The 24171-nt window shown below is 68.3% G+C and carries 23 protein-coding genes; 7 read left to right on the top strand and 16 right to left on the bottom strand.

What is annotated here, in order from left to right; genetic code table 11:
• Nucleotides 1-30 precede the first annotated feature (30 nt).
• On the bottom strand, nt 31-342 hold the full coding sequence (locus G5C60_RS31480; RefSeq protein WP_241267218.1) for a hypothetical protein: 312 nt from the start codon (nt 340-342) through the stop codon (nt 31-33).
• 95 nt (nt 343-437) lie between these two features.
• Here G5C60_RS31480 and coaA point away from each other — a divergent pair, with 95 nt between their 5' ends.
• Together coaA and G5C60_RS31470 are read left to right on the top strand one after the other, a co-directional pair.
• On the top strand, nt 438-1427 hold the full coding sequence (coaA, locus tag G5C60_RS31475; protein ID WP_165264408.1) for a type I pantothenate kinase: 990 nt from the start codon (nt 438-440) through the stop codon (nt 1425-1427).
• Between the two features lie 23 nt (nt 1428-1450).
• A complete protein-coding gene (locus tag G5C60_RS31470; RefSeq protein WP_165264407.1) occupies nt 1451-2398 on the top strand; it encodes a DUF389 domain-containing protein in 948 nt (315 codons plus the stop codon).
• A 37-nt stretch (nt 2399-2435) separates the two neighbouring features.
• Here G5C60_RS31470 and glmM read toward each other — a convergent pair whose 3' ends face one another.
• The 3 genes from glmM to rplM all read right to left on the bottom strand — a co-directional run bounded on the left by glmM (nt 2436) and on the right by rplM (nt 5106).
• The gene (glmM, locus tag G5C60_RS31465; protein WP_165264406.1) at nt 2436-3794 is read right to left on the bottom strand and encodes a phosphoglucosamine mutase; all 1359 of its coding nucleotides are present in this window, start codon (nt 3792-3794) and stop codon (nt 2436-2438) included.
• Between the two features lie 303 nt (nt 3795-4097).
• Nucleotides 4098-4619: a 30S ribosomal protein S9 gene (gene rpsI / locus G5C60_RS31460; protein ID WP_165264405.1), complete on the bottom strand. Its 522-nt coding sequence runs from the start codon at nt 4617-4619 to the stop codon at nt 4098-4100.
• A gap of 43 nt (nt 4620-4662) precedes the next feature.
• Nucleotides 4663-5106 (bottom strand): 50S ribosomal protein L13, encoded by a 444-nt coding sequence (rplM, locus tag G5C60_RS31455; RefSeq protein WP_165264404.1) that lies wholly within the window; start codon nt 5104-5106, stop codon nt 4663-4665.
• Between the two features lie 311 nt (nt 5107-5417).
• Here rplM and G5C60_RS31450 point away from each other — a divergent pair, with 311 nt between their 5' ends.
• The 5 genes from G5C60_RS31450 to manB all read left to right on the top strand — a co-directional run bounded on the left by G5C60_RS31450 (nt 5418) and on the right by manB (nt 11927).
• Nucleotides 5418-6287 carry a hypothetical protein gene (locus G5C60_RS31450; protein WP_165264403.1) on the top strand — a complete coding sequence of 290 codons (870 nt, stop codon included), beginning with the start codon at nt 5418-5420 and terminating at the stop codon, nt 6285-6287.
• A gap of 3 nt (nt 6288-6290) precedes the next feature.
• Nucleotides 6291-7679, top strand: a complete 1389-nt coding sequence (locus G5C60_RS31445; protein WP_165264402.1) for a glycoside hydrolase family 26 protein — start codon at nt 6291-6293, stop codon at nt 7677-7679.
• Nucleotides 7680-7944: 265 nt separating this feature from the next.
• Nucleotides 7945-9396, top strand: coding sequence for a glycosyltransferase family 2 protein (locus G5C60_RS31440; protein WP_165264401.1), 1452 nt, complete (start codon nt 7945-7947; stop codon nt 9394-9396).
• Nucleotides 9397-9417: 21 nt separating this feature from the next.
• Entirely contained in the window at nt 9418-10659 is a 1242-nt protein-coding gene (locus G5C60_RS31435) for a glycoside hydrolase family 113 (protein ID WP_165264400.1), read from the top strand.
• Nucleotides 10660-10751: 92 nt separating this feature from the next.
• Nucleotides 10752-11927 carry a mannose-1-phosphate guanylyltransferase gene (gene manB / locus G5C60_RS31430; RefSeq protein ID WP_165264399.1) on the top strand — a complete coding sequence of 392 codons (1176 nt, stop codon included), beginning with the start codon at nt 10752-10754 and terminating at the stop codon, nt 11925-11927.
• Nucleotides 11928-11983: 56 nt separating this feature from the next.
• Here the strand turns inward: manB and G5C60_RS31425 are convergent, their stop codons facing one another.
• The 12 genes from G5C60_RS31425 to infA all read right to left on the bottom strand — a co-directional run bounded on the left by G5C60_RS31425 (nt 11984) and on the right by infA (nt 23925).
• Complete coding sequence (locus tag G5C60_RS31425; RefSeq protein WP_165264398.1) at nt 11984-12736, bottom strand: polyprenol monophosphomannose synthase; 753 nt, start codon at nt 12734-12736, stop codon at nt 11984-11986.
• A 75-nt stretch (nt 12737-12811) separates the two neighbouring features.
• On the bottom strand, nt 12812-14842 hold the full coding sequence (locus G5C60_RS31420) for a glycosyltransferase family 39 protein (RefSeq protein WP_165264397.1): 2031 nt from the start codon (nt 14840-14842) through the stop codon (nt 12812-12814).
• Nucleotides 14839-16827 carry an ArnT family glycosyltransferase gene (locus G5C60_RS31415; protein ID WP_165264396.1) on the bottom strand — a complete coding sequence of 663 codons (1989 nt, stop codon included), beginning with the start codon at nt 16825-16827 and terminating at the stop codon, nt 14839-14841. The genes G5C60_RS31420 and G5C60_RS31415 overlap by 4 nt, the downstream gene beginning before the upstream one ends.
• Nucleotides 16824-17873 (bottom strand): glycoside hydrolase family 26 protein, encoded by a 1050-nt coding sequence (locus tag G5C60_RS31410; RefSeq protein ID WP_165264395.1) that lies wholly within the window; start codon nt 17871-17873, stop codon nt 16824-16826. Before G5C60_RS31410 ends, G5C60_RS31415 begins: the two co-directional genes overlap by 4 nt.
• Nucleotides 17870-19465, bottom strand: a complete 1596-nt coding sequence (locus G5C60_RS31405) for a glycosyltransferase family 2 protein (protein ID WP_165264394.1) — start codon at nt 19463-19465, stop codon at nt 17870-17872. Before G5C60_RS31405 ends, G5C60_RS31410 begins: the two co-directional genes overlap by 4 nt.
• Before the next feature lie 179 nt (nt 19466-19644).
• Nucleotides 19645-20502 carry a tRNA pseudouridine(38-40) synthase TruA gene (truA, locus tag G5C60_RS31400; RefSeq protein WP_165264393.1) on the bottom strand — a complete coding sequence of 286 codons (858 nt, stop codon included), beginning with the start codon at nt 20500-20502 and terminating at the stop codon, nt 19645-19647.
• Nucleotides 20503-20576: 74 nt separating this feature from the next.
• The gene (rplQ, locus tag G5C60_RS31395) at nt 20577-21113 is read right to left on the bottom strand and encodes a 50S ribosomal protein L17 (RefSeq protein ID WP_165264392.1); all 537 of its coding nucleotides are present in this window, start codon (nt 21111-21113) and stop codon (nt 20577-20579) included.
• A gap of 163 nt (nt 21114-21276) precedes the next feature.
• Nucleotides 21277-22299 (bottom strand): DNA-directed RNA polymerase subunit alpha, encoded by a 1023-nt coding sequence (locus tag G5C60_RS31390; protein ID WP_003966937.1) that lies wholly within the window; start codon nt 22297-22299, stop codon nt 21277-21279.
• Between the two features lie 165 nt (nt 22300-22464).
• Nucleotides 22465-22869 (bottom strand): 30S ribosomal protein S11, encoded by a 405-nt coding sequence (gene rpsK / locus G5C60_RS31385; RefSeq protein ID WP_003948617.1) that lies wholly within the window; start codon nt 22867-22869, stop codon nt 22465-22467.
• A gap of 69 nt (nt 22870-22938) precedes the next feature.
• Nucleotides 22939-23319, bottom strand: a complete 381-nt coding sequence (rpsM, locus tag G5C60_RS31380) for a 30S ribosomal protein S13 (RefSeq protein WP_165264391.1) — start codon at nt 23317-23319, stop codon at nt 22939-22941.
• 212 nt (nt 23320-23531) lie between these two features.
• The gene (gene rpmJ, locus G5C60_RS31375) at nt 23532-23645 is read right to left on the bottom strand and encodes a 50S ribosomal protein L36 (protein ID WP_003998809.1); all 114 of its coding nucleotides are present in this window, start codon (nt 23643-23645) and stop codon (nt 23532-23534) included.
• A gap of 58 nt (nt 23646-23703) precedes the next feature.
• Complete coding sequence (gene infA, locus G5C60_RS31370) at nt 23704-23925, bottom strand: translation initiation factor IF-1 (RefSeq protein WP_003948620.1); 222 nt, start codon at nt 23923-23925, stop codon at nt 23704-23706.
• Between the last annotated feature and the right edge of the window lie 246 nt (nt 23926-24171).

The raw sequence follows: 24171 nt of genomic DNA, 5'->3' as shown, positions 1-24171 counted from the left end.
TTGCCCGCGCCTACAGGCCCGTGCGCTGCCCTACTGCCCCCGCTCGACCCGCTCTATCGCCTCCTGCACCAGCTCCAGGTACTCCACTTCCTCGCACCGCGGCTTGCTGCCCATCTCGTACAGGTCGATGCAGTCGTAGAGGTACTCCCCCAAGTCCTCGTCCGGCAGATCCACCGCCAGTTCGCTGCTCACGCGCCCGGCGAAGTCCGCATCAGTGCGCGTGGATCTCCGTCGTACGGCATCCAGGATCCGCATGGCCACGGCTACCCCCAACCCCCAGAAGTTCCGGAAGGCGGCGCCTCCGGCTCCCGGACCGTATCCCCACCGGCCCCGCAGGTCCATACTTTCCACACAGGTCGTCCACAGGCGAGCGCACAGACGCGCATACGTGACGGACTCCACCCGCCGACGCGTCCACACTCCCGTAACAATGGACTGTGATCTCTTCGGTCTCCTCGTTGCCGCGGAGCGCCCACCGGTCCAGGCCGGAGGCGACTCCCTACGTCGACCTCACCCGTGCCGAGTGGAGTGCGCTGCGTGAGAAGACGCCGCTCCCGCTGACCGCCGAGGAGGTCGAGAAGCTGCGCGGTCTGGGCGATGTCATCGACCTCGACGAAGTGCGGGACATCTACCTGCCGCTGTCCCGGCTGCTGAACCTGTACGTAAAGGCCACGGACGGCCTGCGCGGCGCCCTGAACACCTTCCTCGGCGAGCAGGGTTCCCAGTCCGGCACCCCGTTCGTCATAGGGGTCGCGGGTTCCGTGGCGGTCGGCAAGTCGACCGTCGCGCGTCTCCTCCAGGCCCTGCTGTCCCGCTGGCCCGAGCATCCGCGGGTGGAGCGGGTCACCACGGACGGCTTCCTGCTGCCCACCAAGGAGCTCGAGGCGCGCGGCCTGATGTCGCGCAAGGGCTTCCCGGAGTCGTACGACCGACGGGCCCTGACCCGTTTCGTCGCGGACATCAAGGCCGGCAAGGACGAGGTCACCGCGCCCGTCTACTCCCACCTGATCTACGACATCGTGCCCGGCGAGCGGCTCACCGTGCGCCGCCCCGACATCCTGATCGTCGAGGGCCTGAACGTCCTGCAGCCCGCCCTGCCCGGCAAGGACGGCCGCACCCGGGTGGGCCTCGCCGACTACTTCGACTTCAGCGTGTACGTCGACGCCAGGGCCGAGGACATCGAGCGCTGGTACCTGCATCGTTTCCACCGGCTCCGCGAGACGGCGTTCCAGAACCCGTCCTCGTACTTCCGCAAGTACACCCAGGTCTCCGAGGACGAGGCCCTCGACTACGCCCGTACGACCTGGCGGACGATCAACAAGGTCAATCTTCTCGAGAACGTGGCCCCCACCCGTGGCCGCGCCACCCTCGTCGTCCGCAAGGGCCCGGACCACAAGGTCCAGCGCCTCAGCCTGCGCAAGCTGTAATCAGGCACGGCTACCCTGCCCCCATGCTGCACCTGCGCCTGATCACGCCCGCCGACAAGACCGACGACGTGGTGCGTCTGATCGAGAACACGGTCGGCGCCACTCATCTCGTCGTCGTGCCGGGGGTCGCCCGCAACCCCGCCGGGGACATCGTGACGTGCGACGTCGCGCGCGAGGCGGGTGACGAACTGATCAGCGGGCTGGTCGCGTTGGACATCGACAAGTGCGGTTCGATCGCCGTCGACGACATCCACCTCTCGCTGTCGAAGCGCGCCGAGAAGGCGGAGGAGGAGGCGCCGGGCGAGGGCGCGGACGCGGTCCTGTGGGAGCACCTGGCGGAGGCCACGCACGAGGAGTCGACGCTCTCGATCACGTACGTCGCCTTCATCACGCTCGCCACGATGATCGCGGCCTGTGGTGTGGTCCTCGACAACGCGATCCTGATCGTGGGCGCGATGGCCGTGGGCCCTGAGTTCGGGCCGCTCGCGGGGTTCAGTACGGCGGTCGTGCAGCGCCATCCACGGCTGGCGGCGCGTTCGCTGATCGCGCTCCTGGTGGGCTTCGCCGTGGCGATGGCCGTGACCGTGGGGTTCAGCCTCTTCATGGACAGCCTCGACCTGTTCAGCGAGGGCCAGTTGGAGGGCGAGCGGCCCAACACCGCCTTCGTCTACGCCCCCGACGCGTTCTCCTTCATCGTGGCCGTCCTCGCCGGCATGGCCGGCACCCTCTCGTTGACCTCGGCCAAGTCGGGCGCCCTGGTCGGCGTCGCCATCTCCGTGACGACCGTCCCGGCGGCCGCCAACGCGGCGGTGGCCCTGAGCTACGGGGACATGAGCCAGACCTGGGGTTCCACGGAGCAGCTCCTGCTCAACCTGCTGGGCATCATCCTCGCCGGCACGCTCACCCTGCTGGCCCAGAGGTGGCTCTGGGCCAAGCAGCGTGAACGCACCAACAAGAAAGCGGAGTTCTAGAACCGGAGGGCTTCGAACCGCATTTCCAGCGGAGCGCTTAGCCGAGCGCCGACTTCACCACGTCCGCCAGCCGCCCGGCGACCGACCTGGCCTGGTCGATGTCGGCGGCCTCGACCATCACGCGCACCAACGGCTCGGTGCCGGACTGACGGAGCAACACCCGCCCCGTGGACCCGAGTTCGCGCTCGGCGTCGGCGACCGCGGACGCCAGCTCGGCGGAGCTGGACACCCGGGACTTGTCGACGTCGGGGACGTTGATCAGTACCTGCGGCAGCCGCTCCATGACGGACGCGAGATCCTGGAGCGTACGTCCCGTCTGGGCGACCCGGGCCGCCAGCAGCAGCCCGGTCAGCGTGCCGTCCCCGGTGGTCGCGTGGTCCGAGATGATCACGTGCCCGGACTGCTCGCCGCCGAGGGCGTAGTCGTGCTCCTTCATCTCCTCCAGGACGTACCGGTCACCGACTGCCGTCTGCACCAGGGACAGTCCCTCGCGCTCCATGGCCAGCTTGAAGCCCAGGTTGGACATGACCGTCGCGACAACGGTGTCGGAGCGCAGTGCGGAACGCTCCCGCATCGCCAGCGCGAGCACGGCCAGGATCTGGTCCCCGTCGACCTCGGCGCCCGTGTGGTCCACGGCGAGGCAGCGGTCGGCGTCGCCGTCGTGCGCGATGCCCAGGTCGGCGCCGTGCTCGACGACGGCGGCCCGCAGCAGGTCCAGGTGCGTGGAGCCGCACCCGTCGTTGATGTTCAGTCCGTCCGGCTCGGCGCCGATGGTGACGACCTCGGCGCCCGCCCGCTTGAAGGCCTCGGGCGAGACCAGGGCAGCGGCGCCGTGCGCCTCGTCGAGGACGACCTTCAGACCGTCCAGACGGTTTGGCAGTACGGCGGTCAGATGCGACACGTACTGCTCGAAGCCCTCCTCGTACGACTTCACGCGGCCGACCCCGGCACCCGTCGGCCGGTTCCAGGGCTCTCCGGTGCGGTGCTCCTCGTACACGGCCTCGATACGGTCCTCCAGCTCGTCGGCGAGCTTGTGGCCGCCGCGCTCGAAGAACTTGATGCCGTTGTCGGGCATGGCGTTGTGGCTGGCGGAGAGCATCACGCCGAGGTCGGCGGCGAGCGCGCCGGTCAGGTACGCCACCGCCGGCGTCGGCAGCACGCCCACGCGCAGCACGTCGACGCCCGCGCTGGCCAGGCCGGCGACCACGGCGGCCTCCAGGAACTCCCCGGACGCCCGCGGATCCCGTCCGACCACCGCCGTCGGCCGGTGGCCCTCGAACGTGCCCGCCTCGGCCAGTACGTGCGCCGCCGCGACGGACAGGCCGAGCGCCAGCTCAGCCGTCAGGTCCGCGTTGGCGACACCGCGCACGCCGTCCGTGCCGAAGAGTCGTCCCACTGGTGTCCTCCGAACATGCTCAGAAATTGCGGCTCATGCCGAGTGTCCAGGTATGGCCATGGTCACGTATATCCCCCAGTTCCCAGGCTGACGGACGATGACGTAAGGCCGTGATAAGCGAACGCCCCGGCGGCACAATGTGCCGCCGGGGCGATGCTGCGTGCAGCGCCCCGTAAGGGGCGCGGGGCTGTGTCGATCTGCGGCTTCGCCGCGCGGGCGCGACCAGCGCCCCGTAAGGGGCGCGGGGAACTGCGCGACCAGCCACAACGGACCCGCAGATTCGAACCAGCCCTCAGCGGAGCGTTAGCGCTTGCTGTACTGCGGGGCCTTGCGCGCCTTCTTCAGACCAGCCTTCTTGCGCTCGACCGCACGGTCGTCGCGACGGAGGAAGCCGGCCTTCTTCAGGGCGCCGCGGTTGTTGTCCACGTCCGCCTCGTTCAGGGCGCGGGCCACACCGAGGCGCAGGGCGCCGGCCTGACCGGAGACGCCGCCACCCGAGATGCGGGCGACGATGTCGTAGCGGCCCTCGAGCTCGAGCACCTTGAAGGGCTCGTTGACTTCCTGCTGGTGCACCTTGTTGGGGAAGTAGTCCTCAAGGGTGCGACCGTTGATCTTCCACTTGCCGGAGCCCGGGATGATCCGGACGCGGGCGATGGCGTTCTTGCGACGGCCCAGTCCGGCGGCCGGCTGCGGCTCGCCGAAGCGGGAGGCCATCGACTCCGAGGTGTACTCGCCCTCGACGGGGACCTCGGACTCGGTGGTGTACTGCTCGATGTCGACCAGCTCGGTCTCTTCGACCGGCTGCTCGGCGGTGGTCTCGGCCACGATTCTCCTCAGATTCTCTTCTGGTCTTAGGGGGTGGCCGGACTTACTGCGCGACCTGGGTGATCTCGAACGGGACCGGCTGCTGGGCGCCGTGCGGGTGGTTCTCGCCCGCGTACACCTTCAGCTTCGAGAGCATCTGACGGCCCAGGGTGTTCTTCGGGAGCATGCCCTTGACGGCCTTCTCGACGGCCTTCTCGGGGTTCTTGTCCAGCAGCTCGTCGTAGCGGACGGAGCGCAGACCACCCGGGTACCCGGAGTGGCGGTAGGCCAGCTTCTGGGTCCGCTTGTTGCCGGACAGGTGGACCTTGTCCGCGTTGATGATGATGACGAAGTCACCAGCGTCGACGTGCGGGGCGTAGATCGGCTTGTGCTTGCCCCGCAGAAGGGTGGCGGTGGTGGTCGCCAGACGGCCGAGAACGACGTCCCGGGCATCGATGACGTGCCACTGGCGAGTGATGTCGCCGGGCTTGGGGCTGTACGTACGCACGGTTCGTAGCCTTCGCTTCTTCAGTGAGTGGGTCCTGACAAGGCCACCACGGACGATCACGACAGCCCTGACCGCACGGCGGCGACGCAACCGCATGCAGATCGCTGGTCATCGGCCCCGGTGGACCGGTGTAAGGGCCTCTCACGTGAGAATGAGCAAGCCAATACACATAACGAACGGCAAGAATAGCTCCGGTGGCCCACACGGGTCAAAACGCGCTGGAGCCGAGGGTCGGCCGAGGGTTACCGGTGTTGCCACTGTGAGACCGGTACACCCCTTGTCCTGTCTGAGACCCGTCTAAGATGCGCCCCATGAGCTTTGGGCAGGGGGGACCTCAGTGGGGTCCCGGGGGATCGGGTTCTCAGCCGCCGCACTGGGGAAGCCAGACTCCCGACTGGGCGGCGCTCGCCGAGGCGTCCGAGTCACGCAACCGGCGCCGCAGATGGCTGATGGTCGGCGGCGGCGCGCTCGCCACGGTCGCGATAGGCGCGGCCGTCGCCATGGCCGTGGTCTCCGCCGACGGCAACAGCCAGGCGTCGAACCAGCCTGCCTCCGACCTGCCCGCCGGCTCGGACATCCCGCCGGACACGACCAGCCCGGGCCCGTCGTTCGCGGAGACCTCGGCGCCTCCCCCGCTGGACCCGAAGGACTTCATCTCCAGCGCGAAGAAGGACACGGCTCCGCTCAGCCCGGACATCCTCTTCCCCGGTTCGCGTCTGACGATGGGCGAGACCCTTTACAAGAAGGGCGAGATCGCGTCCACGAAGAACTGCGCGTCCGCCGCCCAGGGCACGCTCGGCACGGTCCTCAGCAAGAACGACTGCACCCGGCTCATGCGCGTCACGTACTCCCTGGACGACGTGGCGGTGACGGTCGGCGTGGCCGTCTTCGACACCGAGGCCAAGGCGACCAAGGCCAAGGGCGACGCCGACAACAAGAGCGTGGTCCAGTCGCTGCCGGGCTCCGGCGTCCCCGACTTCTGCCGCTCGGCGATCTGCCGCTCGACCACCAACTCCTACGGCCGCTACGCCTACTTCACGGTCGCCGGCTTCACCAACGGCAAGGACGTGACCCAGAAGGACACCAAGGTCTTCAGCACGGGCGACGACCTCGCGGAGTTCACCTTCCGCCAGATCCGCCGCCGCGGGGAGGCCCAGGCTTCGGCGGCGGCCAACCAGTAGCGCATGCGTATGCGCGGGCGGGTCCAGCTCATCGGGGCCGGGATCTCCGCCGCCCTGCTCGCCCCGCTCGCGCTCTGGGCGAACCGGTCCGGGTCCGCCGGGCGAAGGCCGCGCCCCGTTCCGACCGACCTCGTCGACCGGGACCCGGAGGCGACGCCCGCCGCGCGCCGGGTGTACGCGATGCTGGCCGGCCTGGAGAACGACGCGCGCCGCGGCCAGGCGACCCGCACGGTGATCGGCCAGCACGTCGAGCTGCACAACGAGCGGTACAACCCGGAGTACGGCGACTACCGGGGCACCAAAGAGCCCGGCTACTACTACCGCAAGGCCCGCGACATCACCGGCAGGCTGCCCGGCTTCGTGGAGGTGGACCTCGGCCCCGGCTACGACGAGCAGGGCTGGGCGGTGGGCGAGACGCGCTCGTACTCGCGCTCGTCGTGGCCGAGTTGCCGCCCGCACTGGGGGTACGCCGAGGACGCGGTGGATCTGGCCGTCGGGGTGTGGGCGGGGCTGCCGCGCGCGGAGGACGGCTCGTACCACCCCTCCGGCAGCCGCGAGGACTGCTCCTCGGGCACGCGCGTGAACCTGCCGCACAACGGCGGCGGCCCGGCGGGCATCGTCGGCTTCTCCTTCCACCAGCCCTACCCGGGCAGCCCCGTCAAGGGCTACGAGCAGACGCTGAGCCACAACTCGCCGGGCGCGAGCGACTCCGGCTGGTTCACCCGGGTGGTCACCCAGGGCACCGACGAGCACAAGGACCTGCTGCACGACCTCGGCTTCCTCGCCGACCACCTCCAGTACCTCGCGGAGCGCGGAGTGCCGGTGCTGCTGCGCCCGTACCACGAGATGAACATGGCCGGCGTCAGGGACGGTTTCTGGTGGTCGGGGCAGGACCCGGCGGCGTACCGGAAGCTGTGGCGGATCACCTACGACTACCTCGTGGGCAGCCGCGGCCTGCACAACCTGATCTTCGTCTGGGCGCCCAACTCCTGGGACGGCCGCTTCGGGCAGGAGCCGTGGGACTACTACCCCGGCGAGCGGTACGTCGACATCGTGGGCGTCGACGACTACAGCGACACCCCGTCCCGCCCTTTCCGCGGCGAGCGCTGGACGGAGGTCTGGTACCGGGGACTGGAGCGGTACGGCAAGCCCCGGATCATGGCGGAGACCTTCCACGTACCTCTCAATTCCGCACAGAACGAAACACTTTCGGCGACACCCTGGGTGCTGTGGACGGTGTGGGGTCAGTCACTCACATACGAGAACGTGAGCGCGCCCAGCGGGAAAAACACCCTGGCCGACGTGAAGCGGACGTACGACTCTCCGCAGGTCATCACGGGTGGCAGTGACGAGATGTCAGGATTTGACTGGCCATCACTGAACAAGATCTGACGTGGTTAACTTTTCGATACGTCTTGTCGACAACTGTTCATAACCAGGCAGTCACGTGGCAGGATTCGTCTACCTGTACGGCCGGGGGGTAGGAAGCCCGGGGGGGCGTCTGAGCCGGCCGTGACGCCGAAGAAGACGTCGAGGGGCAATCCGCAAGGCCCGGGGTGGGGCAGTCATTCAACGCGACGTCTTGTCGCGTTGCCCAGCTTCCGTGTCATGCCATGTCGCTCGGCGCCGCCGATCTCACGGAAGAGCCTGCAGCCGAATGGCACGGACACTGGTCGACGGGAGTGCCTCACACTCCCGGCACAACGCGAAGCTCGCGAAGCGCACCGCGGCCTGGAAGCCGGGCATCCTGCCGTTCCTGGTCCCGCTGGTGGTTCTGCTCTTCTTCAGCCTGTGGTCCTACACGCCCACCAACTCGCCCCTCGCCTGGGTGATCACCATCGCCTGGGCCCTGCCGGCGCCCGGCGTACTCGTCTCCATCCAGGGCTTCCTCCTGATCCGCCGCCGGGCCCGCAGGGCCCATCTGATGACCCCGCCCGCGCCGGTGGATCAGGATTTCCTGATCACGCTCGTCCCGACCATCGGCCGGCACGACACGTATCCCGCCCTGGAGCGGTCCGTCCTCTCCTACGTGGAACACCTCCCGGAGTGGTTCCCGTACATGCGCGTGGACGTCCTCACCGAGGAGGGCTGCGAGGCCGGCGAGCGGATCGACCAGCTGGCGGCGAGCCACCCGCTGATCCGGGTGGTCACGGTCCCGAAGGCCTACCGGACCAGGAACGGCACCCGTTTCAAGGCCCGCGCCAACAACTACGCCCACGAGCTGCGCATCCACGAGGGCGAGGCCGTGGAGAACGTCTGGGTGCTGCACATGGACGACGACACCGGTGTCGGGCCCGACACCGCCGCGTCCCTCGCCCAGTTCATCAACCGGCAGCGCCGTGCGAGCCCCGCCGAGGTCAAGCACATGGCCCAGGGCATCCTCACCTACCCGCGGGAGAACGCGGTGAGCATGTTCACCTGGTTCGCCGACGCCATTCGTCCCGCCGACGACATCGCGCGCTTCCGCGCCTTCACCGGCCTCGGCACCCCCGCCGCCGGCGTGCACGGCGAGCTGCTGGTGCTGCGGGCCTCCATCGAGGCGGAGATCGGGTGGGACTTCGGCCCCAAGGAGATCGTCGAGGACGCCCGGCTCGCGCTCACCTTCTGCCGCCGCTACCCGGGCCGCAGCGACTGGTTCAACGGCCGCTGCTACGGAGCCTCGCCGGCCAACGCCAAGGACTTCATCAAGCAGCGTGAGCGCTGGGCCTGGGGCCTGGTCGCCCTCTGCTTCAACCGCAAGGTGCCGCTGCGCTACCGCTGGTTCCTCACGATCTGCGTCACCAGCTGGATCCTGGGACCGCTCCAGCACGTCGGCGCCATCCTGATCGCGGGCTGGATCATCGGCGACCTCAACACCTCTCCCGTGACCCAGTCCGTCGTCGTGCTGTGGTCCGTCAGCTTCGCGTATGTGATCTGGGCGTACTGGGAAGGGCTGCGGCTCAACGCGATCGCCTCGGCGAACGGCAGGCGCAAGTGGTGGGAACCGTTCGCGGTGCTCCTCCTGCTGCCGTTGTTCTCCCTCATCGAAGGAATCGGCGGCATCAAGGGCTTCGTGAAGTTCCTGCGCCGCGAGGAGAACAAGTTCGTCGTCATCGCCAAACCCGCCTGACCCGGAAGAGATCCAGACTCCATGAAGCGCGCCAGGCTCCCCCTGCTCGCCGTGTTCCCCGTAACCGTCATCTCCTTGGTGGTCGCGGTTCCCTTCGTCATCGGCAACCACCCGTTGCGCTGGGAATCGGGCTCGGTCATCCCCCGCGTCGTACTCAACGGCGAAGACGGCAAGCCGTCCACCGGCTCGTCGGGCGGCGACGGCACGAACGCCTCGGACGGCTCACCGTCCCCCACCACGGGGACCGCCAAGGTGGACAAGGTGGACAAGGCGTGGAAGAAGGGCATGCCGCAGTGGGGCGTACAGGTGTACTGGGAGGACAACCCCGACCACCCCGTGAAGTACGTCGAGAAGCAGGCCCGGCTGCACGCCGACTATCTGGTCGGCCTGCACGCCAACTCCGTCAGCGTGACCTTCCCGTTCTACACGGGTAAGAGCTCGTCGACGAAGATCACCCACGGCGACAAGACCCCGACGCCCGAGCGGCTCGCCCGCGTACTGCGGGTCTTCCACGAGGCCGGGCTGCGCACCACCGTCCGGCCTCTCATGGACGAGAAGTCCCTCGACCCGCCGGACGGCTGGCGCGGAAACATCAAGCCCGCCGACCGGGACGCGTGGTTCACCTCGTACGAGAAGTTCCTGTCGCCCTATCTGAAGGTCGCGGACAGCGAGAAGGCGACCACCTTCGTCATCGGCACCGAGCTGAACTCCATGGAGGGCGACAAGCGCTGGGACGGGCTCGTGGACGATGCCGAGAAGCTGTTCGACGGCGAGGTCGCGTACGACGCGAACTGGGACGCGTACGTCCAGGGCCCTGTCACCATGCCCGTCAGCCATCTCGGCATCGACGCCTACTTCCCGGTCGAGGTCGAGGACGACGCGTCGGTGGCCACCCTCGTCAAGGGCTGGCAGAAGTGGCTGGACAAGAAAGCCACCGGGCCGCTGCCGAAGATCACCCTCGCCGAGGCCGGCATCGGCGCGATGAACGGTGCCTACGACGCTCCCGGCGACTTCTACACCAAGCGAGCCGTCAACACGCAGGTGCAGGCGAACTGGTACACCGCGGTCTGCCAGGTCGTCCAGAAACGAAAGATGGCCGGCGTGTACTGGTGGTCGATCTACTTCGACGACGACCCGAACACCAAACCCGACGACAAGAAGCAGTCCCGCCTCGACTTCGCCGGGCGGCCCAAGACAGAGAAGGCCATCAAAGACTGTTTCTCCTCCGACTACACCGGGCCGGGCAGCACGGCCTCCCGGTGACGGAGTTCCTCCCCCACGCCTCATACCCGAGCGATGGAGACAACCCCACGCCCCACTCCATCTCGTCTTCGCGATCCAAGGGCGGACACCACATGACTGAAGCGATCCTTCTCGTCGGCGGTCAGGGCACCCGACTGCGGCCCCTGACCAGCCACATGCCGAAGCCGCTGTTGCCCGTGGCGGGGGTGCCGTTCCTCAAGCACCAACTGGCCCGTGCGGCGGCCGCGGGGGTCAGCCGGATCGTTTTCGCGACCTCGTACCTGGCGGAGCTCTTCGAAGAGGAATTCGGGGACGGCGCCGGCCTCGGCCTGGAACTGGAGTACGTCACCGAAGAGACGGCCCTCGGCACCGGCGGAGCCATCCGCAACGCCGCCGAGCGACTGCGCAGCGGCCCCGGCGAACCGGTGCTGGTGTTCAACGGCGACATCCTCTCCGGTGTGGACATCGCCGCCCTGCGGGACGGTCACCGCGCCTCGGGAGCGGACGTCACCCTGCACCTGAAGCGGGTGGCCGATCCCCGGGCGTTCGGCCTGGTCCCCACCGATGCCCACGGACGCGTCCAGGCGTTCCTGGAGAAGCCCCAGACGCCCGAAGAGATCATCACCGACCAGATCAACGCGGGCTGCTACGTCTTCACCCGCTCCGTGCTCGACCGCATCCCGGCCGGCCGGGTCGTCTCCGTGGAGCGCGAGACCTTCCCCGAACTGCTGACGTCGGGCGCCCACGTGCGCGGAGTCGTCGACGACAGCTACTGGCTCGACCTGGGCACCCCCGCCGCGTTCGTCCAGGGCTCGGCCGACCTCGTGCGCGGCCGGGTCACCTCACCCGCGCTGCCCGGTCCGGTGGGCGACGCCCTGGTACTGCCCGGTGCCCAGGTGCACCCCGGCGCCCTGCTCAGCGGGGGCACGGTCGTGGCGGCCGGTGCGGTGGTCGGCGAAGGAGCGGTCGTCGAGGGCAGCGTGGTGCTGACCGGCGCCCGGATCGCCGCCCGGGCCAGCGTGCACGCCTCCGTCGTGGGACGGCACGCCCGCATCGGCGAGGGCAGCGTCCTGGACTCCGTGGTCATCGGTGACGACGCCGACGTGGCCGAGGGCAACGAGCTCCCGCCGGGCCTGCGCATCGCCTGCGGCGCCGCGCTGCCCGCCTACAGCGTCAGGACGTCCGCATCCCCGCGGCCCTGTACCGCACAGAACATGGCGCACTCCGCAGTGCCCCAAGCGTCGGTGCCCCACGCGTCAGTGCCCCGCGCATCGTCGGCCGCTCACTGACGCCACGGCCTCCCGGGTCATCGCGGCAGGTGCGTCCTCACCTGCCGCGATGTCCGCTACTTGTGCTTGAGGCGCAGCCGCACCGGCACCACCGCCGACTCCAGCTGCGTACGCAAGGTCATCTTCGAGACCCCCTCGGTCCGCTCCTCGAAGCGGATCGGGATCTCGATGGCGCTGTGACCTGCGCGTACGGCCTTGTACTTGAGCTCGACCTGGAAGCTGTAACCGGCGCTGTCCAAAGAGTGCAGGTCGACGTCGCGTAGAGCCTTGGCCGACCAGAGGTTGAAGCCCGCCGTGATGTCGCGGATCTTCGTGCCGAGCACGGTGCGCGCGTAGCGGTTGGCGAAGCGGGACAGCAGGACGCGGTGCGCGCCCCAGTCCTCGTCGAGCGAGCCACCCTCGACGTACCGGCTGCCGATGACCAGGCCGACTCCGGAGGCCGCGGCGGTGCCGAGCATCCGTGGGACCGCTTCCACGGGGTGGCTGCCGTCGGCGTCCATCTGGACGACGTACGCGGCGCCCTCGTCGATCGCGGCGCTCATGCCCGCCACATACGCGCGCCCGAGGCCGTCCTTCGCGGTCCGGTGCAGCACGCTCATCCGGCCTCGCCCGCCCCAGTTGTACTTCTCCGCCAGCTCATCGGCGAGCTGCCCGGTGCCGTCCGGGCTGGAGTCGTCCACGATCTTCAAGTGGAGTCTTCTGAGCGGCAGTTGGAGCACCGCTTCGGCGATTCTCGGCAGGTTGGCGGCTTCGTTGTACGTCGGCATCACCACGGTGACCGCCGCGTCCCACCCCACGTCGTATGTCATTTCCTTCCCCTCCCCATGCTCCTCACAAGGAGCCCCCTCCGGACGCGGGCCTTCCCGGCGCCCGACAAACCCAGCTCAGGTATGCACCTTGCGCTCGGCCGCGTCGTCCTTTTCGCCGGACGAGTCATCGGCCTTCGCGTCGGACTTCTTCTCGAGAAGCACCAGCTGGAGGTATTTGAGCTTCCGGGTCTTCACGACGCGGAAGCCCTTCTCGATCGCGGTCGCGGTCTCCGGCGGCATGCCGCTGTACGGCTTTCCGTCGAGCGTCGTCGACACGACCCAGAGTCGGTCGGCCTTGGCCAGACACTTCACGGCATCCGGGCATTCGAGCGCGCCGAACGAGCCCATGTCCTGCGGAGTGCGGTACATCAGGGAGTCGCGCGGACGGCCGGCGTCGTCGCGCAGTTCGTAGTCCATGGCCCGGCGTTCGGCCATGACACCGCTGAAGGCGATGCCGTCGCCCTTGCGCTGCTCCGCCTCGATGATCCGCGCGGCCCCGCGGTAGTCCGGCTCGCCCCAGGGGTTCTGGCGGGTCTCGCGGATGGCGGGCAGCGACTGGAAGCCGATCCCGGCGACCGTGGCCGCCACGAGAACCCAGCCGAGGCCTCGCCGTGCCGCCGCCCCCGAACCGGCCTTCGCCCCGGCCACCGGACCGGCGAGCCGGCTCACGGCCACGGCCGCGAGCAGTACCCATGCGGGCGCCGTGAACAGCAGATAGCGCGCCAGGAAGAGGTGCAGCTGCTCGGCGGTGAGGTACGTCACCACGGGCGGCAGCACGATCCACATGGCCAGCGGAAGAGCCCACCGGCCCGCGAAGACCAGCCCGAGCGCGCCGAGCCCCATCACCGGAACGGCCACTTCCCAGGAACCGAAGAGGTCCCTGGGGAACTCGACCAGGTTCTTGAAGGTCGGGTTGTTCCAGGCGATCTGCCCGCTCTGCCCGGAGCCGGAGACGGCCATCGGGATGACGAAGCACATGCCCAGCGTGCAGGCGGCCGCATAGGCCCAGCCCACGATCTTGTCGCCGGCACGCCGCTTGTAGAGGATCATCATCAGATGCGCGCCGAGTACCGCGAGCGAGGCCAGATGGCTCCAGCCGATCAGCGGCACCGACAGCGTGTAGGCGACCCACACCTTGAACGACGGCTTGTCCAGCGCCCGGGCCAGCAGCAGCGTCGACAGCAGCACCGCGGCCACCGCGAAGGCGTACGGCCGGATCTCCTGTCCGTACCGTGTGGTGATCGGCACGACGGCGAGGGCGAGTCCCGCCAGGACCCCCGCCTGCGTGGTGAACAGCTGCCGCCCGAGCAGGGCGAGCAGACCGGCTGACGCCGCCATGACCACCGCGCCGGGTATACGCATCGCGGTCTCGGAGTCCCCGGCGACCATGATCCACAGGTGCATGAACACGTAGTACGGCGTGAACACCACGTCGATGGAGCGGATCAGCATGCTCAGGTCGTGGAACGACAGCTGGGCCGCCCACCAGGTGGCGTGCTCGTCCCGCCACAGCTGCCGTTCCCCGATCCCGCGCAGGATCATGGCGAAGGCGAGCGCCGTGGGCAGCAGGAAGGTCAGCACGCCGACGAGACGGCCGCCCTTCGGGCTGTCCGCGCCGTCGCCGTCGGCTCCCTCCGGCCCGGTCCCGTCCTGCCCGGCTGCGTCCCTGCCGTCCTTGCCGTGCGTCTCCGCGCCGGCCGTCTCCGCCGCAGGCGACGGGGCGACGGGCTCGGCGGCGTACGGGTCCTGACGGGGGTACGCGCCAGGGTCGGCGTAACCGGTGTCGGTGTACTGACCGGGGTCGGCGTACTGGCCGGGATTGGCGTACTGAGCGGGATCGGCGTACTGCCCGGGGCCGACGTACTGCTCGGCGCCGTTGTACGCCCCGGGATCGGCATAGGCGCCAGGACCGGCATAGGCACCGGGAGCGGCGTACGTGCCCTGACCGTACGCGCCCTGACCGCCGTTGCCTCCGTTACCGCCGTTTCCGCCTTGGCCCGCGTAGGCCCCCTGTCCGGTGTAGGCGCCCTGACCCGCGTACGGATCGTGGCCGCCCGACGCGTCGGGATACCCGCCGCCGTAGGGAGCGGAGGTATGAGGACTCATCGCTTCACCCAAATCCGGAACTCGCCGGGGCCTCTGCTGGCCGTGAAGGGCGCCACGGCCGCCAGGCGATAGTGGGGATTGCCGCGCAGCGCTTCCATCACGGCCTGGTCGACCTCGGGTGTGATCGTTCCGCGCAACACGATGACGTCGAACTTCGCGTCCCGGACAGCGGCACGGTAGGCGTCGGGGCCGGAGTACTGCTTGCCCTTCTTGTCCTTGTAGTCCATGCCGAACGTGCTCTGCCACTGTTCGTAGTGGGTCACGTCCCGCAGGTAGTACGCCGGTACCTCGTGCTCCTCGGCGAGGTAGCTGCCCTTGCGGTCGACCAGGGTGCGCAGGACGGCCGTCATCTCGCGGGAGTCCGGGAAGCTGTACGCGTACTGCGACTGGACCATGCCGAACACCAGCGTCAGGACGTACAGCATGATCCCCAGCTGCGGGTGCCGGAAGTGCGGTCCGACGAGCCGTGACATGCCGAGTCCCGCCATCGGCCCGGCGAAGAGCAGACCGAAGCCCACGTGCTTGAAGAGCGAGATCTCGGTCTGGAGGTTGATCTGGTAGGCCGGGGCGAGCAGTGCGGTGCCGGTCAGCAGGACTCCGAGCGAGATGCGCCGCATCCGCCCGGGGCCCTGCCGGTCGACCCACGGCATCTCGCCCATGTTCGGGCGGATCGCGTAGGCGATGGAGCCGCCGAGCGCCGCGAGGAACATCAGGCCGCCCCACTCCGCGCTGTGCTGCAGGATCGTTTGCGCGGTGTCGGTGCCCTTGGGGCGGTCGGTGGTCGTCTGGCTGATACCGCCGAGCGACCCGGTGAGAACGGCGGCGACGCCCAGCATGCCGACCATCGCCACGCCGAGCAGCACACCGCGGGCGAGCGCGAGCGCCCAGCGGTGCCGGTACGCGGTCAGCATCGCGAGGACCACGAGGGTCGGCAGGTACAGGCCCGACGCGTATTTGGTGCCGAAGGCCAGGAAGGCCGGGGGTGCCGCGAGCACCACCGCCATGATGTTGGCCCGGCCGGTCCGTACGACGATCCACATCGCCAGGGCCAGCAGGAAGATCGCCGCCGCGTCGAAGGTGGCGAAGTTGCCGAGGAACACCGTGGACTGGATGACCGAGAAGAGGGCCGCCGCGCCCAGCGCCGCCCGGACGTTGAACATCCGGCGGGTCGTCGCGTACAGCAGGCCGGTCGCGCTGAGCATGAACAGCAGGCTGACGATGCGCACCCCGGCGAGCCCGGCGTAGCTGTCGACCACCGCGGCGAGCACCGGGTACAGCTTCGGGTAGCCCGAGAAGTAGCCCTCGAAGTCGCCCGGCACCGGCGTGCCGTGCAGGATGTTGGCGACCTCGTAGTGGCCCGCGGCGATGTAGAGCGCCTCGTCCTGGAAGGCGGTGCCGCGCAGCCGCAGCGAGAGCCCTGCCTGGACCAGCAGGACGCAGAGCAGCACCCAGCGGCCGAGCAGCCGGCTGCGCCGGGTGTCCAGCGACCAGGCGGACTCCGGGACGGGCGGCAGGGTGTAGCCCGGCTTCTCCGGCTCCGGCGCGACGGGCTCCGGCTCGGTGGCGACGTACGAGGCGTACGGGTCGTAGGGCGCGTAGATCTCGTACGTCTGCTGGTCCAGGTACGCGGAGGTCCGGCCGTCGAACCGCCAGCCGCCGGTGTCGGTCGGCCGCCCCTGTCCCGGGTAGGCCCCGGGCTCGTCCTCGTACACGGGATACGTCGGGTACACACGGGGAGCGCTCTGCACGTACTGCCGCAGGCTGTCGCTCGCGTGCTGCCGCTGCTGGTCCGCCTGCCCATGCCCGTACTGCTGCTGGTTCCCGTTGCCGTTCGCGTACTGCTGCTGGTTGCCGTTCCCGTACTGCTGCGGATTCCCGTTCCCGTACTGCTGCTGGTTCCCCTGCCCGTACGTGTACGAGTGCTCGTACTCCCCCTCGTGCAGCTCCGATCCTTCAGCCCAGGTGGGTGTGCGTCTGTCCGTCATGGCTTCGTCACATCGAATCCGAAGCTCGGGTTCTCGGCCTGCTCCCGGAAGGTCTTCTGCGACAGCGGACCGCTGTTGATGCGCCAGTCGGTCTCCTTGTCGAAGTTGAACCAGACGAACCCGATGACGTCCTCGCGCTTCGCCGTGCCCTGGAACAGGTCCTTGATGTCGGCGGGCTTGCGCTCCCCGGCCTGCGCCGCGGTCTCCGCGATGATGAACGGTTTCTTCGTGAAGGTACGGATCTGACTCATCGTCGGCCCGTACAGCGCCTGGTACGTCGAGGGACCCGTGTCCGCGTAATAGCCGACGACGCCGACCCAGTCGACGTACTCGTCGCCCGGCCAGTACGGCTCCAGCTTCACCTTCGGCATCGGGTGGGTCACGTTCGGGCTCCACACCCAGATGACCTGCGTCGCGCCCTCGTCGTCGAAGATGTCGTGGATGTGCTTGTAGGCGGAGGTGAACTGCGCCGCCGTGGCCTTCTTCGTGCCCCACGGGTACCAGAAGCCGTTCATCTCGTGCGCCCAGCTGATCGCGACGGGCAGGTTGAGCTCCTTGACGGAGCGCGCGTACTCGCGGATGTACGCGTCTTCCTTGCCCGCGGCGATGTCCTTCAGGCTCGTCTCGAAGGGCTCCCAGGCGATGAAGGACACCGCGCCGTAGTCCCAGGAGTTCTGCACCAGCTTCTGCTCGTACTGGTCGCCCCAGGCCGAGTAGAACTCGATGAGGTTGGGCTTCTTGCCCGCCTTCTCGGCGAAGTCCTCGATGGTCTTCATCTTGGCGGGGGCACCGTCGGCGGCCACCCCCAGATAGTCCTTCTCCGGCTCCAGCAGCGGCCGGACGTCGTACGGGGGCTCCGGCTTCGCCGACTCGGTGGCCTCACCGGTGGCGTCGGCGCTCGGCTGCCCGCCCTGGCCTCGCTCGTACTGTTCGCGGCCCTCCTCGGAGAAGGTGCTGCATCCGGCGAGCAGCGCACCGGCGAGCAGTACGGCGGCAAGCGCCCGCACGGGCCGAAGTGCCCGCACGGGGCGTACGGAGAAAGTCATGCGGTCGCTTCCTGCGCTTGCTGGGCACGCGGCTGTACGAGGACGCGACCGACGACCATCGCGTAGAACAGCCCGGCCGACATCATCAGCGCGAAGTCCGGTGGATAGAGGGTGAGCATGCGCCAGGCGGCCACGACGATCCAGACCGCGGCGGTGCCGCCGGTCCAGAAGATCATGCAGTTCCAGTAGCGGCGCATGCCGTTCTTCTTGGCTCCCTGTGAGCCGGTGGGCTTCCAGCCCATCGGGCGGCCCCGCAGCACGTCCCAGACGGCGAACACGTGCGACCACCCGTACATGAGGCGGACGGACCAGGCCTCGAGCCGGTACGGCGCCCGGTGCCAGAACGGCAGCACCAGCGTCACGTACGCGACACTCGGCAGCACCCACATCGCGGCCTCGGCACGCAGCAGATCGGGGCGCAGGATCATCAGCGTGAGCGGGATGACCGGCACGATGAACGTGGCGAGCGCGGTCTGCAGGTAGTAGAGGAAGCCGGAGACGTAGCACAGCCGCGTCTGGAACTTCAGGTCCATCTCCCAGAACCGCCTGCTGGTGAGCAGCTCCAGCGAGCCCATGCACCAGCGGTACTGCTGGTTGTGGAAGGCGCCGGCCGTGTCCGGGCAAACGCCGGCGGACAGCGCGACGGGCACATAGCGCAGCTTCCAGCCGAGGGCCCGCAGGTCGAAGCCGGTGTACATGTCCTCGGAGTGCTCGATCAGCGTGATGCCGCCGATCTGAGCCAGGGCCGAGCGCCGGTAGACCGCGCACGAGCCCACGCAGATGGACCCGTCCTTGCCCTCCCTGGAGGTCTGCACGGACCGGTAGAACTGCTCCTGCACGGCCCCCGCCCCGCGCTCGATCCAGTTCTGCGCGTCGACGATGCGGAAGAACTGCGGCGACTGCACGATGCCGATGTCCGGGTCGTCGTCCATGTACGGCAGCAGTTCGTCGAGCAGATCGGCGCGCGGCGCGAAGTCGGCGTCGAGGATGAGGATGTGGTCGCCGTCGGTCTTCTCGAAGGCGTGGTTGAGGTTGCCGGCCTTCTTGAACCAGCCGCGGTTGGGCCGCACCACGTAGTGGAACCCGAAGTCGGCGGCCATGGCCCCGACCTCGTCCTCGTCGGCGTCGTCGAGGACGTACGTCTTCACGACGCCCTGGTAGCTGCTGGCGAGCCGGTTCACATGGACCCAGGTGTTGTGGAGCACTTCCAGCGGCTCACCGCACACCGGCAGGAAGATGTCCACGCTCGGGTACACGGCGGGCTGCCACTTGCGCACGAGGCGTTTGTGACCCTTGAGGTCGAAGTCCTTGCTGAGCCCGTCGAGGTACAGCGAGATCAGGTAGTCCACGATGACGAACGCGAGCAGCGGCAGCGTCAGCCAGAACCAGGGGCTCGACGCCGTGAACAGAAACTGGCTCATCGCAAGGCACGCGAAGCTGATCAGCGAACCGATCGTGAGCACCCACAGGTACCGGCGCGCGTACGAGTACTTCTCCGCGTCGTCCGGCGGCTGCGGCAGCAGCCCATGACGCTGCGGCGCCCGCCTGCGACGTCGGTTCTGCGGAACACGAGCAGTCCCCACTGCACTCATGCACAACCCCCGAGGCCGAACCGGCCCGCTACCCCCACCCAAGCCCGGCCGAAACCTAATCGAACCCAAGACCGAGCAGCGGAATCATATCCGAGTTTCAGCAGTTACGGCCGAACACAGCTGTTACGCAGGGGTTTCATCATCCGTAGCACGGGGCATAAGAGGCGACTTCGCCACCCTCAGCAGCACCCCACCCCCGGCAACGACCGCCGGTTCCGCGCCTCCTTGTTCCGCGCGGCCAGCAGCTCGTCCGCCGGGTATCCGACCTCCTCAAGGGTCAGCCCGTGCGGCCGTACGACATGCACGGCGGAGTCCCGCACACCGGCGGCGAGCACCTTCCCGGGCCAGTCGGGAGCGCGATGCCCGTCCCCCACGAACAGCAGCGCCCCGATGAGGGACCGCACCATGTTGTGGCAGAAGGCGTCCGCACGCACGGTGGCCGTGATGACCCCGTCCGCTCCCCGCGCAAGGCTCAGCTCCTGCAACGTACGAATGGTCGTTGCCCCGTCCCGCTTCTTGCAGTACGCGGCGAAGTCGTGCTCCCCGAGCAACGGCAGCGCCGCCTCGTTCATGGCGTCGACATCGAGCGGCCAGTCGTGCCAGAGGACGTGGCTGCGCAGCAGCGGGTCGACGCCACCGGGGTTGTCGGTGACGCGATAGGCGTACCGCCGCCAGACCGCCGAGAAACGGGCGTTGAAGCCGCTCGGGGCCTCCCTCACGGACCACACCCGCACATCCTTCGGCAACCGCCCGGCCAGCCGCTTGAGCAGCTTCTCCCGATGCTCGGCCCACAGCCCCTCGGGCAGATCGACGTGCGCCACCTGCCCCCGGGCATGCACTCCGGCATCGGTCCGCCCGGCCACCGTCAGCTCGTACGTCGTCTCCCGCGACCGCGTCACCGTACGCAGCGCATCCTCGATCTCCCCCTGCACGGTCCGCCGCCCTCCGGCCTGCTTGGCCCACCCGGAGAACGCGCTCCCGTCATACGAAAGATCAAGCCGCACCCGTACGAACCCGGGCTCTGCCTCGTCACTCACACCTGGATCCTTTCAGGAACACGAAAACGGGCCCGCCCCCGGAGGGGCGGACCCGCTCGACGCGAGGTGAAACCTCAGGCGTCCTTGGACTCGTCGCCCTCGGCAGCAGCCGGCTTCGCGTCCTCGACGACCTCTTCGCCCTCGGCCTCAGCGGCCTCGTCCTTCTTGAGAACGTCCTCCTTCTTGAAGGCGTCCTCCTTGACGGCACGCTTGGTCGCCGCCTCGGCCTCACCGGTGGCCTCCTGGGCCACGGTCAGCGCCTCCACCAGCTCGATGACAGCCATGGGCGCGTTGTCGCCCCGACGGTTACCGATCTTGGTGATCCGGGTGTAGCCACCCGGCCGGTTCTCGTACCGCGGGCCGATCTCGGTGAAGAGCGTGTGCACGATGCTCTTGTCCGTGATGACCTGGAGCACCTGACGGCGGTTGTGAAGGTCGCCCTTCTTCGCCTTGGTGACCAGACGCTCGGCGTACGGCCGCAGCCGACGGGCCTTCGCCTCGGTGGTGGTGATACGGCCGTGCTCGAAGAGCGCCTTCGCGAGGTTCGCGAGGAGCAGCTTCTCGTGCGCGGCACTGCCGCCCAGACGGGCACCCTTGGCGGGCTTCGGCATGGTTCTTCTCCTAGGTGTCTGCCCCGGCCGTACCAGGTACCGGGGTCAGTATCCGAGCAGGCGGTCGCCTGTCGGAGACCCCGCGCCCCGTAAGGGGCGCGGGGAACTGCGCGATCAGCCACAGCCGACCGGCAGCCAAAAATCGGCCGTCTTGCCCGAGCTCTTAGTACTGCTCGGTCTCGACGAAACCGGCGTCCGCGTCGTCGTCCGCGCCAAAGGCGTCGGCGGCAGCGGTCGGGTCGAATCCAGGCGGGCTGTCCTTCAGGGCCAGGCCCATCCCGGCCAGCTTCGCCTTGACCTCGTCAATGGACTTCGCACCGAAGTTACGAATGTCCAGCAGGTCCGCCTCAGAACGCGCAACCAGCTCACCCACGCTGTGGATGCCCTCACGCTTGAGGCAGTTGTACGACCGAACGGTGAGCTCGAGCTCCTCGATCGGCAGCGCCAGATCGGCGGCGAGGGCGGCGTCCGTCGGCGACGGACCCATGTCGATGCCCTCGGCGTCGATGTTGAGCTCGCGGGCCAGACCGAACAGCTCGACCAGCGTCTTACCGGCGGAAGCCATCGCGTCACGCGGACGCATCGCCTGCTTGGTCTCGACGTCGACGATCAGCTTGTCGAAGTCGGTGCGCTGCTCGACACGCGTGGCCTCGACCTTGTACGTGACCTTCAGCACCGGCGAGTAGATCGAGTCGACCGGGATACGCCCGATCTCCTGACCGACCTGCTTGTTCTGCACGGCGGAGACGTAACCGCGACCGCGCTCCACGGTCAGCTCCATCTCCAGCTTGCCCTTGCCGTTGAGCGTGGCAAGAACCAGATCCGGGTTGTGCACCTCGACACCGGCCGGCGGCGCGATGTCGGCGGCGGTGACCAGACCCGGGCCCTGCTTGCGCAGGTACATCACGACGGGCTCGTCGTGCTCGCTGGAAACCACCAGCTGCTTGATGTTGAGGATCAGGTCGGTGACGTCCTCCTTGACGCCCGGCACGGTGGTGAACTCGTGCAGAACGCCGTCGATGCGGATGCTGGTGACAGCCGCACCGGGAATCGACGACAGGAGAGTACGACGCAGGGAGTTGCCGAGGGTGTAACCGAAGCCCGGCTCCAGCGGCTCGATCACGAACCGGGAGCGGAACTCGTCGACGACCTCTTCGGTCAACGAGGGACGCTGAGCGATCAGCATGTGTGGATCAGATCCTTCATTCGTGGACGCCCGCTATTTGACGTCCGACGGAACCGCCCTTCTGACAGGGCGGGTACTGCAAGGGTACGGGCGATACGGCCCCTTTACAGAGCCGTACCGCCCGAAATCCTCAACCGACAAGCGGCCGCACGTCAGACCCGACGGTCAGACGCGACGACGCTTGGGCGGACGGCAGCCGTTGTGCGGGGTGGGCGTGACGTCCTGGATGGAGCCGACCTCGAGACCGGTCGCCTGAAGCGAACGGATGGCGGTCTCACGACCCGAACCCGGGCCCTTGACGAACACATCCACCTTGCGCATGCCGTGCTCCTGCGCGCGGCGGGCGGCCGACTCGGCGGCCATCTGCGCGGCGAAGGGAGTGGACTTGCGCGAGCCCTTGAAGCCGACGTGGCCGGCGGAGGCCCAGGAGATCACGTTGCCGGTCGGGTCCGTGATCGAAACGATGGTGTTGTTGAACGTGCTCTTGATGTGCGCGTGGCCGTGAGCGACGTTCTTCTTTTCCTTGCGGCGCACCTTCTTGGCAGCGCCCTGACGACCCTTGGGGGGCATCTATTACTCCTACGGGGAGGTGGTCGGTCCTACAGCGAAGACCGCTGATGAAGCGTTGTCCGCTGAGGACTACTTCTTGCCCGGCTTCTTCTTGCCGGCGATGGCGCGACGCGGACCCTTGCGGGTACGAGCGTTGGTGCTGGTGCGCTGACCGTGGACGGGCAGGCCACGACGGTGACGCAGACCCTGGTAGCAGCCGATCTCGACCTTGCGGCGGATGTCGGCCTGAACCTCACGACGGAGGTCACCCTCGGTCTTGAAGTTGTTGTCCACGTACTCGCGGATCTTGACCAGCTCCTCCTCGGAGAGGTCACGAACGCGGGTGTTCGGGTTGACGCCGGTCTCGGCCAGCGTCTTCTGCGAGAGGGTCCGGCCGATGCCGAACACGTAGGTGAGGGCAACCTCCACGCGCTTTTCGCGCGGGATGTCAACACCGGAAACGCGTGCCATTCAATGGCTCCAGTTGTCGTTCGGAGGTCTTCCGCAGAGCCGGCTCCCGCCCGCCGTCCTCCTGGGCTTGCCAGGATTCGGTACGAACCGGGTCCCCGGCCTCCGACCGGGGGTATCGGATCCGAGCTGAACGTGGGATCCGGGCCCTGCGTATGAACATGTACTGCTTGCGTCGCGCGAAGTATCTGCGGATGCAGAAGGTTGGTCGTGCGTCAGCCCTGGCGCTGCTTGTGGCGCGGGTTTTCGCAGATGACCATGACCCGACCGTGACGGCGGATCACCCTGCACTTGTCGCAGATCTTCTTGACGCTCGGCTTGACCTTCATTGGGTGAGGTTCTCCGGGTCAGTGCCACCACCCCGCGGGAGCGGGGCACAGGCAAGATCTACTTGTACCGGTAGACGATCCGGCCACGCGTCAGGTCGTACGGAGACAGCTCCACCACGACCCGGTCGTCAGGGAGGATGCGGATGTAGTGCATACGCATCTTGCCGCTGATGTGTGCCAGGACCTGGTGGCCGTTCTGGAGCTCCACCTTGAACATGGCGTTCGGGAGAGACTCGACGACAGTGCCTTCGATCTCGATGGCACCTTGCTTCTTGGCCACGCTTCGCCCTTCGAATCGACTACCTTGATCGGCTCCACACAACCGCATGCAGACATGCGGGTACACAAGAGCCGACGAGTCAGTCTACGTCAGGGCCATCGGAAACACGAATCGAGAGAGGCTGCCCGCGACGGGAGATCCTTAACCACTCCGCCCCGTCAGGGGCGCGGGGAACTGCGCGCCCAGCCACAACGGACCGGCAGCCGAACGACAACCTCTAAAGGGGGGCCTGGGGGCGCAGCCCCC

Origin of the sequence: Streptomyces scabichelini, from assembly GCF_011045015.1 — a bacterium.
Lineage (GTDB): Bacteria > Actinomycetota > Actinomycetes > Streptomycetales > Streptomycetaceae > Streptomyces > Streptomyces scabichelini.
This window is presented reverse-complemented; position numbering and strand designations above follow the sequence as displayed.

What these genes read in the sequence shown, in the direction of transcription:
- G5C60_RS31480 (WP_241267218.1), bottom strand. Translation starts at nt 342, where the DNA reads ATGGACCTGCGGGGCCGGTGGGGATACGGTCCGGGAGCCGGAGGCGCC.
- G5C60_RS31470 (WP_165264407.1), top strand. Translation starts at nt 1,451, where the DNA reads ATGCTGCACCTGCGCCTGATCACGCCCGCCGACAAGACCGACGACGTG.
- G5C60_RS31450 (WP_165264403.1), top strand. Translation starts at nt 5,418, where the DNA reads ATGAGCTTTGGGCAGGGGGGACCTCAGTGGGGTCCCGGGGGATCGGGT.
- G5C60_RS31445 (WP_165264402.1), top strand. Translation starts at nt 6,291, where the DNA reads ATGCGTATGCGCGGGCGGGTCCAGCTCATCGGGGCCGGGATCTCCGCC.
- G5C60_RS31440 (WP_165264401.1), top strand. Translation starts at nt 7,945, where the DNA reads ATGGCACGGACACTGGTCGACGGGAGTGCCTCACACTCCCGGCACAAC.
- G5C60_RS31435 (WP_165264400.1), top strand. Translation starts at nt 9,418, where the DNA reads ATGAAGCGCGCCAGGCTCCCCCTGCTCGCCGTGTTCCCCGTAACCGTC.
- manB (WP_165264399.1), top strand. Translation starts at nt 10,752, where the DNA reads ATGACTGAAGCGATCCTTCTCGTCGGCGGTCAGGGCACCCGACTGCGG.
- G5C60_RS31425 (WP_165264398.1), bottom strand. Translation starts at nt 12,736, where the DNA reads ATGACATACGACGTGGGGTGGGACGCGGCGGTCACCGTGGTGATGCCG.
- G5C60_RS31420 (WP_165264397.1), bottom strand. Translation starts at nt 14,842, where the DNA reads ATGAGTCCTCATACCTCCGCTCCCTACGGCGGCGGGTATCCCGACGCG.
- G5C60_RS31415 (WP_165264396.1), bottom strand. Translation starts at nt 16,827, where the DNA reads ATGACGGACAGACGCACACCCACCTGGGCTGAAGGATCGGAGCTGCAC.
- G5C60_RS31410 (WP_165264395.1), bottom strand. Translation starts at nt 17,873, where the DNA reads ATGACTTTCTCCGTACGCCCCGTGCGGGCACTTCGGCCCGTGCGGGCG.
- G5C60_RS31405 (WP_165264394.1), bottom strand. Translation starts at nt 19,465, where the DNA reads ATGAGTGCAGTGGGGACTGCTCGTGTTCCGCAGAACCGACGTCGCAGG.
- rplQ (WP_165264392.1), bottom strand. Translation starts at nt 21,113, where the DNA reads ATGCCGAAGCCCGCCAAGGGTGCCCGTCTGGGCGGCAGTGCCGCGCAC.
- G5C60_RS31390 (WP_003966937.1), bottom strand. Translation starts at nt 22,299, where the DNA reads ATGCTGATCGCTCAGCGTCCCTCGTTGACCGAAGAGGTCGTCGACGAG.
- rpsK (WP_003948617.1), bottom strand. Translation starts at nt 22,869, where the DNA reads ATGCCCCCCAAGGGTCGTCAGGGCGCTGCCAAGAAGGTGCGCCGCAAG.
- rpsM (WP_165264391.1), bottom strand. Translation starts at nt 23,319, where the DNA reads ATGGCACGCGTTTCCGGTGTTGACATCCCGCGCGAAAAGCGCGTGGAG.
- rpmJ (WP_003998809.1), bottom strand. Translation starts at nt 23,645, where the DNA reads ATGAAGGTCAAGCCGAGCGTCAAGAAGATCTGCGACAAGTGCAGGGTG.